This window comes from Arsukibacterium sp. (assembly GCF_041616895.1).
In the GTDB taxonomy this organism is placed as follows: Bacteria; Pseudomonadota; Gammaproteobacteria; order Enterobacterales; family Alteromonadaceae; genus Alishewanella.
In genome coordinates this window covers 1-13853 of record NZ_JBFJPY010000089.1, presented here as the reverse complement: position 1 = coordinate 13853, position 13853 = coordinate 1, and the positions used below count along the sequence as shown (strand labels likewise).

Below are 13853 nucleotides of genomic sequence, written 5' to 3'. Positions count from 1 at the left end.
TTAACGATAGCGAATTCGTAGCGGTCCTGCGGTTGCTGATCGGGCCCCAATGGCGTAAACACCACACCATAACCTTGGGGGAATAAGCCGGTTATTCTCAGTAGCTGGTCAACCAGTAAACCACTATATTCATTTCGCCTTGCCCCCTCCCGCATGAGTAAAGCCGCCTTAGGCAGTAGTGCGTAGTTAAAGCGCTGCCGGCCAGGTAATACAATTGACGTATACACTTGCGGTACCTTTAATAAGCTACCAAACAACGTTTTATCACCCGGATTTAACTGCAATAGCTGGCTAAGCCAGTGCAAGCGTTGCTGTTGGGCCGCAAGGTAGTTATCGCGCTCAGTTCTGTCGTTGCCAATGTACGGTGCTATGCCAAAACCCTGTTGCAGTAAGGCCAGGCTGGCATCGCTACTAATTTTAAGCAGCCTTTCCCGGTCTGTCAGGCTTAACGGCCGGCCAGAATCAAACTGCGCCAGTTCGCCCTGTACTACACCTAATGCCTCGGGATGCAATAAGCCAATGTCCTGCAGTAAAACGGCCATAACAATGGGTAGCTGGACGTTTTGCCGGTACGGGCAATCGTCGGGTGCCTGGCGGTTTCGCAGCTGATAATGGCTAACCAGCGCAGGATCGTCCAGCAGTTGCTGGGCTAATAAATGGTCTAACAGACGCAGGCTAAGGACCGCCCGATAGAGCGGTTTATAAGCAAACTGCACCAGTTCACGCTGGCGTTTTTCTGTTGGCACCATAATTTGCAGACAGCCGAGTAAACGGGCGCTGAAGGCCAGGGTTTCGCTGTTGTTATCGCCTTCTGACAATTGCAGCAACTGTTCGGCCAGCAGTTGCAAGTCTGCCCAGCGCATTAAGCGGGCCTTTTCGTCCTGATACTGTAGCTCGCTGTATTGCTGGCGGGCTTGCTGGCGCTGAGCCTGGCTGGCTTTGGCGTCTTGCTGCAGTTGCTGCCAGCGTTGTTCGGCTTGTTTTAGTGCCGTTTGTTGCTGGCGATAGCTGGCAAAAAACGCTTTGCTGCGCTGAAAAAAGCAGCTGGCGCTGCTGGAATATAATGTCTCCAGTAAACGTTCCAGCCGGTACACCATGACCGAACTTTTAGCGGATTTTTTCACCGGACAGCTTCCTTTATTGCAGAAGGGGTTGCAGGCATTTATTACCTCATATCGCATGCTACGTGACATTTGCTACGAAACATAGCCTGAGTTAACCAAAATGAAAAATCTGGCTTGGCTTGCACCAGTTTGGTTACTGCCAGATGAAGGTTGCGCCATTTTAGCGCTTGTGAATACGTATTCATATTGCCAGTTGCCCCAAATAGGTTAATAACTAAGCTACAACAATGATGGCTGCATTATTTCGTGCCCGGTCAGATGGCCTTAGTAGCATGGAAAGCGCAACTAACAATAATAACAAAACGGGGACGAAAGTATGAATAAGTTTAAGCTTAGTCTGCTTAGCCTTGCTGTCAGTGCAGCAGGGCTAAGTTCGTTGGCGGTAGCTCAGCAACAACCGCCGGCAGAAGACAATGCTGCAGAAGAGCAGCAGGTTGAAGTAATCCAGGTACGTGGCTTTGCCAGCAGCCTGTTTCGATCGCTTGATAGTAAACGCTTTGGCGATGTGGTGTCAGAAACCATTTCAGCTGATGATCTGGGCGCACTGCCCGATGTATCAATCGCCGATGCGCTAACCCGCTTGCCGGGTATTTCCGCGGTGCGTACCGGCGGCCAGGCAGCAGAGATTAACATTCGGGGTATGTCAGGCGGTTTCGTTTTTTCTACTTTAAACGGCCGCGAGCAGGTGTCTACCAGCGGCAAGCGCAATATTGAGTTTGACCAGTATCCTTCTGAGTTAATTAATTCCGCTGCAGTGTATAAATCACCTAAAGCATCGTTAATTGAAGGTGGCGTCGCCGGTACGGTTGAGCTGAAAACCGCCAGTGTATTACTGAATGAAAAAGACCACAGTTTTAACGCTAATCTGCGTGGTATGTTCAATGACCGTGCCGATGAAGTGCCAGATGGTCAGGATACCGGCCATCGCTTTAGTTTTTCCTATCAGGGCAAGTTTCTCGATAACACCCTGGGTCTGGCACTAGGTTACGCCAGGCTATACCAGCCCAGTGTCGCCACCCAGTTTGTGGGTCTGGCGTATAACGGCCGGAAAGATGTGACCGGTGATGAGCAAAACGAGTTTATCAGTGAAGGTTTTGAAATTCAGCACTTAGGCGGTGAAGAAACCCGCAACGGTTATCTGGGTTCACTGGAGTGGCAGCCGCATGATGCATTTAGTTTAAAAGCTGACGCCTTTATTTCCCAGTTTGACAAAGAGTCATTCGCTCGCGGCTTTCGGGTGAAATTTGGCGGTGACGCTGCCGCCGTCGGTAACCCGGTATTAAACAATCGTTCTGTGATTGGTGGTACCTTTAACCGCACCTCACAAAGCTTTACCCGGGTAGAAATTGTCAACGATGATAACCGCGACTATGACGAAGTAAAGAGTTTCGGGGTTGCCGCGAACTGGGATGTGAACGATCGCACCAAGCTGGTATTTGATGTATCGCACTCCACCGCAGACAGTAATTTCAGAAACGGCCTGCTCTGGGCTCTGGTCGCTGAAGATGCCACGGTTGCCTCACCGCAGCTGGATACTAATGTCTCCATTTCCTACTTACTAAACGGTTTGGATTTGCCCAGCATAGGTTTTAACCAGGCTGATACCTTCTCTGATATTGATCGGGTGATGGTCAGCAAATACGGTATTTATCCATTTGTTAACAGTGACGAAGTAAACGCGGTAAAACTGGACTTGAGTTACGATCTCGACTTACCGGTTGTCAGGTCGGTTGAAGTGGGGGTGCGCTATTCCGAGCGGACTTACAGCAACGATCGCTCAGTGTTTGAATATGGCAGCGATGGTGGCTTCTTAAATTCGCAGCCGCCACTGCGCTTAACCGCAGATATGGTTGATGTTGTCGATTTTAGCGGCGATTTTGCTACCTACCCCAGCTATTTAGCAATCGATCTGGATAAAGCGCTTAACGCCTGGTTTCCGGAAGGGGTGCCACAGCCGGTACAAACCTGGGGTGCAGGCAATGTCGGGGTAGTAAACCGCGATCTCACCTCAAACGTCGATACCAGCTGGTCTGTATTGCAAAGTGGTGAGGTGTATGAAGATGTCCTGGCCGCCTATTTAATGGCGAACCTGGACACCGAAATTTTCGATTTACCTTTAACCGGTAATATCGGCGTGCGGCGGGTAACAACCGATCAGTCGGCCACTGACCTGACAGACGTCGGCGGTGACGTATTGCTTGGCGCGCAAAACATTACCGATGACGCCGGCCTGGTGAATAACCAGTATGCACCGGGTATTCTGGGTGATAAATATACCCATTACCTGCCCAGCATTAATTTAAATTTAAATCTGACCGACAATACCTATTTGCGTTTTGCGGCAGCGAAAGTAATTTCACGCCCGCCAATTAACCGGCTGGCGTCCAATACCTCAATTAATATCAGTGATGATGGCGAAATTAGCGGTTCCAGCTCGAACAGCCCGTTCCTGCGGCCGTTTGAAGCTAACCAGTTCGATTTGTCTTACGAATACTACTTTAGCAGCGGTGCTGTGGTTGCTGCGTTATTTTATAAAGATATTCAGAACTTTATTAACGACTTTACCATTCAGGAATTTGACTTCGCCGGTGCTGGTTTTGCCGTGCCCGACGTGATTATCAACGAAGATGGTGTGCCACGTACCACCTTTAATGGTGCGTTTTCCACTGCGGTCAACAACGACCGTGGCGGCTATATCCGCGGCCTGGAACTGGCCTACACCCACGTGTTCGACTTTTTACCTGATTTTTGGTCGGGGCTGGGGGTAAGCGGCAGTTACTCTTACACCGAAAGTGAGATAGAGCTGATCAATGACCTTGGCGGTGAAGCGATAATTACTACCTTTGAAGGCTTATCTAAAAATGTCTTTAACGGAACCTTATTTTGGGAGCATGAGGGAGTGGAAGCGCGGGTTAATGCCCGGTATCGCTCACCCTTTGTGTCCAGTCAGGTAGGAATTGATGAACAAATTACTAACTTCGATAGCGAGTTAGTGGTTGATATGCAATTTGGTTACGAGTTTAACGACAACCTGAAGTTGTTGTTCCAGGTAAATAACCTGACCGATGAGCCCACCAAGAGTTATTTTGGTGATAAAGCGCAAACCGGCACCCTACAGTTTTTTGGTCGCCAGTACTTTGTTGGCGCGGTGTACTCGTTTTAACCCGGCATAACGTCATGGCGCTGGCCAGGCCGGCACTGACGAGTAACAGAATAATCTGGAGTAACTGAATAATGCGTAATATAAAAAGGTTGAATCCAATGCCTTTCAATGTAAAAAAAATGCTCAGACTGAGCGCGCTGGCGGTAACCTTAAGTGTGTTAGCCGGCTGCGGCGATTCGACCGAGCCAGGCCAAGAGCTGCTAACCTGTAATGTACCGCAAATACCGAATGCTGGTGGCAGTGCTTGTATCGACCCACCACCGCTGTCCTGCCCGACCGGTACTTTTCCTGATGCCAGTAATGAAAGCTGCGTCAGTGGTCGCGACCCGAATGCGCCAGACCCGGTGGTATTTGCCGGTGAAAACCAGGCAGTGTTGTTTTATAACCGGCCGCAGGATGATGCCTACGATGGTTATCGGCTGCATACCTGGAACAACGAAGCTTGTGATGCCTATGCACCATCCTCGATAGCGGCTGCCTGGTCTAACGGCCTGGTGCACGATGGGGTTGACCCGAATTACGGTGCGTACTGGATCCTTGATTTGAAACCCGGCTACGCCGGCACCGCCGAAGCCTGTGGTAACTTTATTATTCACATCGGTACTGAAGATTCAGGCAAAGACCCTGGCCCGGATATGAAAATGCCATTGTCGCAGGATGATCCTGACTTTGCCCGGATGAACTGGGTATTCTCCGGCGTAAACGGCGTGTTTGAATTTCCGATCTTATCACTGGGAGTCAGTATTCAGGGTGCATCAGGCCACTGGCTGGATACCAATACCTTTATCTGGAATACCACGGCAGCCGACACTGCGCCGGTAGTAAAGCTGTTTTATTCAGCGGATGCAGAGCTGGAAGTCAACAATGATGACGAGCTGGAAGGCAGTAGCATTGAACTGACGCCAGTGGAACTAAGTGATGCGCAAAAAGCCTTGGTGCCCCATATGGCCAATGCCGCTGCGTTTAGTGTTGATTTTACCGCAGATGAAGCCAAAGCGATGGCGAAAAACCAGTTAGCACTTGCTGCCTATAACAGCGAAGGTGAACTGGTTGCTGCCAGTTATGTGCAGGTAGCTAAAGTGCTGGACGCCCTGTACGCCAGTGGTGAAACCAGTGCCCTGAACGCCAGCTTAGGGGTGCAGTACAGCAACGGCAATGTTACTGCTGCCGTATGGGGCCCAACGGCTCGCAGCATGACCTTAAAAGTGTATAACAGCGATAAAACCGTAGCTGCCAGTCACCCGATGAGCCTCGATGCGCAAACCGGCGTCTGGTCTTATTCTGGTGCTGCTACTGCGCTGGATCGCAAATTCTACCGTTATGAAATCACGGTTTATCACCCGTTAACCCGGGCGGTGGAAACCATTGAAAGCACCGATCCCTATTCGGTTAGCTTATCGACCAATGGCCGTTACAGCCAGTTTGTTAATCTGGCCGATGCCGATTTAGCCCCAGAGGGCTGGAGCGATCGCACTGTGCCGGTGGTCGCGAACCCGGAAGATAGCGTAATTTACGAAGGCCATGTTCGTGATTTCAGTATTCGTGATGCCAGCACCTCAGCGGCCAACCGGGGTAAATACCTGGCATTCACCGAAATGGACTCTGCGCCGGTAAGCCATCTGAAAAAACTGGTTGAAAACGGCTTAACCCATTTCCATGTGTTGCCATTAAATGATCAGGCTAACATTGAAGAACGTGCTAACCGTCGGATTAACTTAACTGATACGGTAGCGCAGCTATGTGCGTTAAATGCCGATGCGCCGGTTTGTGGTGTGGAAAGTGCCAGCGCGACGCTGCAATCTCTGTTGGAAGGTTACTTGCCGTACAGTGATGATGCACAGGCCCTGGTCGAGTCTATCCGTCGGATTGATGGCTTTAACTGGGGTTATGATCCCCATCACTTTATTGCGGTAGAAGGCAGTTATGCCTCTAATCCGGAAGGTGCAGTGCGGATTAAAGAAGTACGGGCCATGGTGAAAGCGTTAAACGATATTGGTCTGCGGGTGGCGCTGGACGTAGTGTACAACCATACCAGCAGTTCAGGCCTGTTTGATAACTCGGTATTCGATAAACTGGTACCGGGCTACTACCACCGTTATAACGAAACCAGCGGTACCATTGAACGTTCTACCTGCTGTGAAAACACCGCGACTGAACACAAAATGTTCGACAAGTTTATTAAAGACTCGCTGGTTATTTTAGCCCGTGACTTTGGCTTTAATGACTTCCGCTTCGACATTATGGGCCACCACCCGAAAGATAACCTGTTAGCAGCGCGTGAAGCTGTGCGTGCGGTAGATGCCAATGCCTATTTCTATGGTGAGGGCTGGAATTTTGGTGAGGTAGCGAATAACCGCTTATTTACCCAGGCCAAGCAGCAGGATATGGCAGGTACTGAAGTGGGTACCTTCAATGACCGGATCCGCGAGGGTGTGCGCAGCGCCGCCATTTTCAGTGGAGTTAATAACGATGGCAATCTGGCCGAGCAGGATATTATCCGCATCAGCCTGGCCGGTACCTTAAAAGATTACGTGCTGAAAAATTATCGGGACATTACCGGCCCGGCCTCCAGCGCTAACTGGAATGGTCAGGCAGCAGGTTATGCCGAAGATCCGGCTGATATTATTAACTATGTCTCTAAGCACGATAACGAAACCCTGTGGGATATTCTGCAAAGCCGGTTACCTCAGCCATTAACGGTGACTGAGCGGGTGCGGGCGCAGAATATGGCTATTGCCATTCCGTTAATGAGCCAGGGTATTCCGTTCCTGCAAATGGGCGGTGACTTCCTGCGTTCCAAGTCGATGGACCGCGACAGCTATGACTCAGGTGACTGGTTTAACTATGTTGATTTCACCATGCAAACCAACAACTGGGCGGTAGGCTTACCACTGGCCGAGAAGAACCGAGATAGCTGGGATAGCATTGCGACCTTATTCCTGAACCCCAATACCAGAGCAAGCAGCACCGATATTATGTTCGCCTCTGATGTATTTGCTGAGTTTCTGGCGATACGCAGTGGCAGCCCGCTATTCCGCTTAACCACAAGTCAGGATGTTATCGACCGGGTGGGTTTTCATAATATTGGCAGCAACCAGACCCAGGGTGTGATTGTCATGTCGATTGATGACGGCACAGGCTTGACTGATCTGGACCCAATGCGTGATGCCTTAGTGGTAATGATTAACGGTACGGCGCAGGAGCAGTCGCATACTGTGCCTACCGCAGCCGGTTTTGACTTACACCCGCTGCAGCAGGCGTCTGCTGATAGTATGGTAACCATGGCCAGCTTTACAGCCGGCACGGACGAAGGCACCTTTACCGTACCAGCCTACAGCATGGCGGTATTTGTTAAAGCCCAGCAGGGTGAGCAAGGCCCTGGTTTAGCGGCCGATGCCACTTTAGGTGCGCCGGATATTCCACCATACGAAGCCACTACCGTGTTTGTGCGCGGTGGCATGAATGGCTGGGGTGAAAGCGATGCCTTTAACTATGACGGCGCCGGTATCTACAGTGCCACATTAAATATCGATGCGGGTAGCTACGAGTTTAAAGTTGCCTCAGGTGACTGGTCTACCGTAAACCTGGGTGCAGGCGCAGCGGGTAACCAGGTTGCGGTTGATACGCCGATTGTTATTGAGCCAAGTAATGACAACCTGCGGATAGACATTCCAAGCACCTCTGCTTATGTGTTTACGTTAAACGCGGTCAATTCGGCTGCACCTACTCTGACGGTAAGCGAGTATGTGCCTTACGGTTCTACTACCGTGTTCTTGCGTGGTGGTATGAATGGCTGGGGCGAAGTCGACGCCTTCCAATACCTGGGCGCCAACCTGTACAGCGTGGATATCAGTATCACGGCTGGTAACTATGAGTTTAAAGTTGCCTCCAGTGACTGGGCCACGGTAAATATGGGCGCAGGGCCAGCCGGTGCCACAGTAACCGAGGGTGCTCCCCTTCGTATTCAGGGCAGTAACGACAACCTGAACATGAACTTTGCCGAAAACGCGGTATATAACTTCCTGTTAGATGCTACGTTAACCGAAACGCCAGAGCTAACGGTTACCAAGCAATAACCTGGTAATAAATGAAAAAAGCTGCAGCCGGTCTGCAGCTTTTTTTTGATTCTAAAGTGGGGGACTGCTATGGCATTAGCAAGCACTTCGCCTGGGTAGGGTAAGCACTGTCAACTACGCTGATAAACTTTTAAAGTTTAAGTCGTCGGTTCACATAAACCAGCCTGGTCAGCAGTCATCGTTTTAGAAAAATCGTAAGGTAGCGTCAAGGCATTTAGCTTTTGGTTGAATTCAGTTAACAACATTGCCTCCGGATGGTGAATATTCACTGCCATATGCAGCGTTTTCATTTCATATTCGCTATGGTTGAACTGTAAAACCTGCTTAAAGGGCTTCAGTTCAGACTCGGTGGCAATAAGATACTGCATGACATCGTAGTCAATAACCGCAGCGTCTAGCCGAAGATGAGCCAGTCGCAGCAAATTCTGTTTATCATTCAGGCTGATTTCGACCTTAAGTAGCTTGTCATTAATCATGTGGTCAATGGAAGTGGTATTGATGTAATCCTGCACCACACCAAGCCGGTAGTTTTTTAAATCTGCCGCTGAAGCAATCTGCAGCGGTGCGCTGGAATGCTCGGCCAGACCAACATGACTATAACCAATACAACCAGACAGTTTTAAATCATCATGTTCCAGTGGGTATTCCGGGAAGTAGGCCAGATATTTTGGATCAGGGCCTTTACTGAATTTAACGGCACGCGACCAGGGCAAAAAGTCTATTACCACCTCATAACCCATTTGCTGAAATATATGCCTAACCAATTCAGCGGTTTTACCACCATTAGCTAACTGTTGCCCGGTATAGGGTGGCCATTCCAGCGACGCCAGATAAACTGTATTGGTGCTGTGCTGCAGCGCCTGATTGGCTGGTGCAGTAGCAGTCCATAGCAACCCCAGCAAGGTAGCAACCGACAGTTTATAATTTGACATAACGAAGTCTCACTTCTGGCAGAAGCTGATGCCAGCATAATGCGGCTGCTTACTGTCTATTTATGATAAGCATGGTAAAAAAAACCAATTGCGCAAGGTCAGTTTCAGGAACATATGCAGTATGCTACCAAGCTAATTAAGTTTGGAACAGGCACATCAATATGAGTCCATCAGTCATGGACAGGCACATCAAAACAATATGAGTCCATCAGTCATGGACAGGCACATCAAAACAGTGGGTTACAGACATAAGGGCTTAACACCGTTAACCACCATTACCAACACCTTGACAGTCTGCCACTCGGTAACTAACCTTAATGCTGTATATATAAACAGTATTGAGGTGCGATATGCCCAGACCCCGCAAAGCCCTTATCGCCATTGAGGACACTCCCTACTACCATGTAGTATCCCGCTGCGTGCGTCGGTCTTTTTTGTGCGGGGTCGACAGCACTACCGGCCAAAACTATGAGCACCGTCGTGCCTGGATTGAGCAACGCATTCGCCTACTGGCCTCACTGTTTGCTATCGATATTTGTGCCTACGTGGTTATGTCGAACCATTTGCACATAGTGGTCAAGCTTCATCCGGAAGAGGCGAAAGACTGGAGTATGCACGATGTGTTGTTGCGCTGGACCAGCTTGCACAAGGGCACCCTGTTGGTGCAGCGCTACCTGGCAAACAACGCACTTTGCGCGCTTGAACTGGAAACAGTGCGCAGCTGTGTAGAGGTTTACCGCCAGCGCCTGACCAGCCTCAGTTGGTTTATGAAGTGCCTTAACGAACCTATTGCCAGACAGGCCAATCATGAAGATGGTTGCAGCGGGCACTTCTGGGAAGCCAGATTTAAATCACAAGCACTGCTTAGTGAAGAGGCGCTGCTGTCCTGTATGGCTTATGTTGACTTAAACCCGGTTCGCGCTAATATCGCCAAAACACCGGAAAACTCTGACCACACCAGCATCAAAGAGCGGCTGACGCCCACATTCGATCTGGAACATGCTATTGTCGAACAAATCCGTCAAGGTAACCTGCAACACTTCAGGCACCCACTCAAGCCGTTGCTAATTTTTGAGGGCGCGCTGGTTGACGAGCCTCAACACGGTATCCTGTTTAACCTGTCTGACTATCTGCAACTGGTAGACTATACCGGACGCGCTATTCATTCAGGCAAACAAGGCGCCATAGCCGGACAACTGCCACCCATTGTGCTGCGGCTCAATCTCAGCCAGCAAGACTGGCTGACACGTGCCACCCAATTTGAGACGCGCTACAACACCCTCTTTAGCCGGCGCGCCTACCGCGACACAGCCTGATTAATTTCTGGCAAGCCCCATACTCATAAACATCGGCTTTAAACTTTAATCCGGGGCAAAAGTCATATCTCCACGTCCCTTAAAAACCACATCAGACTAGACCATTTACGCCGTCGGTCGCCATTCTTTGTTACATGAAACCCTGCATGAATGCATCCAGATCGGTGATGGATGAGATTACTTACATCGTTTCGGCTATGCCTGTCTGTAAAACGTTGCCTTTGAACCAAATGAAAAAAGCTGCAGCCGGTCTGCAGCTTTTTTTATGCCTGTTAGTAACATGAATCGGTGTGTAGCTGCAATTGTGTCAGAAAGCTGGTCTATACTAATGCTGGTTTTACTACAGAAGGAGACGCTGAATGAAGCAGGTGTTAGTGGGTATTATTGTATCGGTACTGTTATTAAGTAGCCAGCAGTTGCTGGCGCAGGAGCAAGGGCAAAGTATGCATTGCCAGTTAGGTGATGCCGTAAGGGTTGTTGAAGTCGTATACCCGAAGGGGGGTGAACTACCCTGCGAAGTGCAATACACCAAAGACGGTGTTACCGCTGTGCTGTGGCAAGCCAGCAACGAAGCGGGCTATTGTCAGCAGCAGGCCGCTAGCTTTGCCGATAAACTGCGGGGCTATGGCTTTGAATGCGTGGCCATGCCAGCAGCAAATAAGGCTGAAACGGGCGACGCCAGTCAGTAACCGGCTGTAGCGCTGTGTTGTGTTATCAGAGCGCCTGCTTTAGTGTGCCAAAGTGCTGAGCAGCTGCTGTGCCTGTTGTCTGGTGGCCTGTTGTATCTCAGTTACCGGTGCCGGGGTTAATAACGCACGCTGCAAATAGCCCTTTGCTTCGCCAGTCCGGCCGGCTTTTAGCAAAATTTGTGCGGCCTGAAGGTTGGCGTTAGCGTCGTGTGGCAGTGCATCGGCAATTATTTTTAAGGTTTTTAATAACATATCGCCATCACCCTGTTGATGATAATACCGGGCGTTGCGATTTTGCAGGCTTAGCCAGTCCAGTTCGCCCTTTACATACGCCTGGCCCCATTGCTGTTGCACGGTTTCTGCCTTAGGGAACTGTACCTGCTGCCGCTCCGGGCTGAACGGGTAGTCGGCTTTTAACTGTACAATGCGTAAATGGCCGGCATGCTCCTCGGCTGGCGTAATGGGTCTTTCCTGCCAGGCAACGCTTGCAGGTACGGCTCGCTGCCAGCTGCTCAATGCCTGGTTGCGCCCCAGCGCTTTATAAAAACTGTCGGCCAGCAAAAAATAACCCTGCACGTTAGGATGCAAATGCTCCAACAGCAGGCTGTTGCCAACAAGGCCTTGCGGTGAGTTAGCGATAAAAGCTGCTTCAGTGTCGACCAGCGTGGCATGGTAACGGCCGGCCAGTTCGCGGATTTTCTGGTTGACGGCCTCTGGCGCCCGAAAGCGCAGTAAATCGTGATCTTTGGCCAGCAAAAACTGTGCTCTGGCCTGTTCAGATAGGTCTCGTTGCTGGTATTGCCGGCCCAGTTGATAGTGAAAATCGGCTGACTGGGCGGCAGCGGCCTGTGACGCGAGCGTGGTCAGCAGTGCTGGATCGGCACTGGTATCTGCAGACGTCTCTGTGCTGGCATGTGTCAGTTGCTTTAGCTGCTCCTTTGCCGTTACCGGGATCGGTTTGCTGTTAAACGGCGGTTGGTCGGCTAAATTACTGACCAGCGTGCTGATATAAACCGGAATGCCAGCCCGCTGATATTTAGCCAGCAACAGGCTGAGATTGCTGTCAAACTGGTTAAGCCCGGCTTGGTACTGGGCTGAGTCTAAGGCAATATCTTTATCCCGCGCCACCCTGGCCATAAAAGTTCGGCTGCTTTCATCGGCGCCCTGCAGCGGTTGGTTCAGCTGCTGATACAATTGCTCCATTAACTGAAAACTGTGTAATTTACGCAAGCTGATGATCAGTCGGGTAGCGGCAGGGCTTTGGCTGGCCAGATAGTGCGAACCGACACCGAGCAACCCCAGATATTCGTTATGGCCGGCATAAATCAGAACGGCATCCGGTTTAATAGCAATAATTTCGTCAGCCAGATCCAGCAAGGTATAGCTGTTAACAGCTGAAAGCGCAGTGTTCACCACCTCAACTCGTTGCTCAGGAAAAGTACGGCTTAAACGCTGCTCCAGCATGCTGGCCAGCGATGCACCACCGCCGTATGGATAACCCGCCGCGGTAGAGCCACCTTGCACCACCAGCCTGATGGCATTATCAGGTTTTTCTGCCAGTACGAATGCGGGCTCCATTTTAACGGTTGGCAGCTGAGTATTATTGGCAAAATAACGTTTAACAATATCGGTTTCCGTCACCAGATAAGCCGGATTGGCCGGGTTTGTTTTAAATAAAGGCCAGTTGTTACCGGCGCCGGTGGCCCGTAATGCCAGTTCTGCCAGCAATAACACCAGCAGCGGTAATGTCAGGGCGATGGCCCGAAATATCCAAATTCGCATCGGGCTTAGTCTCCTGCTGTTAGTTGTTGAAGTAATTGCTGCTGCTGGCGCAGCGCCACGGGGTGCTGCGGCTGCTGTGCCAGTATCCGCTCTACTTCGGAAAGTGCCTGGCTAAGCTGTTGCTGATAATAATAACTGCGGGCCAGCATTAAGCGGTAGTCGATATTCTCCGGCGCAATGGCCACGGCTTTACGCTGATAGTGGGCTGCCAGAGGCAGTTGCTGGCTATCGAAATACAGTTGTCCTGCCACAAAAGCCATATGGCTCTCGGTAGGCAGTGCATCAGACAATAACGCCGCGACTTTGGCAGCATCGCTGATCCGGCCTTGTTGCTGATACAAAGTGACCAGTCGCTGGCTGGCATCAAGCCAGCTTAAACCGTTACTGCGCTTGCGTGCCAACGCAATAAAGGGGTTGCTGCTTGGCGCAAAGTTAACCGGTTGTGGCGAAGAGACAAACGGATAATCCGCAGTAAGCTGGCGCACTTTAAACTGTGCCAGGGCCAGGTCCACTTCTGTTAAGGGCATATCGGCCAACGCTTCGGCCGGGGTAACGGTGTTGCCGGTAGTGTTAAGGCCAAGTTGCTGCTGTACTTCCGGTAAAAACGCTTCAGCCAGCCAGAAGTAGCCGTTTTGATTTGGGTGTAAGTGCTCCAACATGAACGTGTTGCCGATAATGCCATCAGGGCTGTGTTGGCGCAGCACTGCCTCGCCATCAACCAATGGCAGCTTAAAATCGCTACTGAGCCTGGTTAGCGTGGCGTTAATGGCC

Annotated in this window: 7 protein-coding genes and 1 pseudogene; 4 read left to right on the top strand and 4 right to left on the bottom strand. The window is 50.6% G+C overall.

Annotated elements, in window-relative coordinates:
* Positions 1-1124: hypothetical protein (locus ABY802_RS13380; protein ID WP_372627635.1), on the bottom strand; the 1124-nt coding region annotated here is incomplete at its 3' end.
* A gap of 316 nt (positions 1125-1440) precedes the next feature.
* On the opposite strand from ABY802_RS13380, the gene ABY802_RS13375 reads away from it, so the two are divergent.
* A complete protein-coding gene (locus ABY802_RS13375; RefSeq protein ID WP_372627634.1) occupies positions 1441-4287 on the top strand; it encodes a TonB-dependent receptor in 2847 nt (948 codons plus the stop codon).
* 98 nt (positions 4288-4385) lie between these two features.
* On the top strand, positions 4386-8363 hold the full coding sequence (locus ABY802_RS13370; RefSeq protein WP_372627633.1) for an alpha-1,6-glucosidase domain-containing protein: 3978 nt from the start codon (positions 4386-4388) through the stop codon (positions 8361-8363).
* 137 nt (positions 8364-8500) lie between these two features.
* Here ABY802_RS13370 and ABY802_RS13365 read toward each other — a convergent pair whose 3' ends face one another.
* Positions 8501-9295, bottom strand: coding sequence for a substrate-binding periplasmic protein (locus tag ABY802_RS13365; protein ID WP_372627632.1), 795 nt, complete (start codon positions 9293-9295; stop codon positions 8501-8503).
* A gap of 350 nt (positions 9296-9645) precedes the next feature.
* Here ABY802_RS13365 and ABY802_RS13360 point away from each other — a divergent pair, with 350 nt between their 5' ends.
* Both ABY802_RS13360 and ABY802_RS13355 read left to right on the top strand, forming a co-directional pair.
* On the top strand, positions 9646-10611 hold the full coding sequence (locus ABY802_RS13360; protein ID WP_372627631.1) for a transposase: 966 nt from the start codon (positions 9646-9648) through the stop codon (positions 10609-10611).
* 359 nt (positions 10612-10970) lie between these two features.
* Complete coding sequence (locus tag ABY802_RS13355; protein WP_372627630.1) at positions 10971-11300, top strand: hypothetical protein; 330 nt, start codon at positions 10971-10973, stop codon at positions 11298-11300.
* 39 nt (positions 11301-11339) lie between these two features.
* On the opposite strand, the gene ABY802_RS13350 is transcribed toward ABY802_RS13355, so the two are convergent.
* Positions 11340-13082 carry an SGNH/GDSL hydrolase family protein gene (locus ABY802_RS13350; protein WP_372627629.1) on the bottom strand — a complete coding sequence of 581 codons (1743 nt, stop codon included), beginning with the start codon at positions 13080-13082 and terminating at the stop codon, positions 11340-11342.
* A gap of 5 nt (positions 13083-13087) precedes the next feature.
* Positions 13088-13853, bottom strand: a pseudogene (locus ABY802_RS13345) (hypothetical protein); the annotation flags it as partial.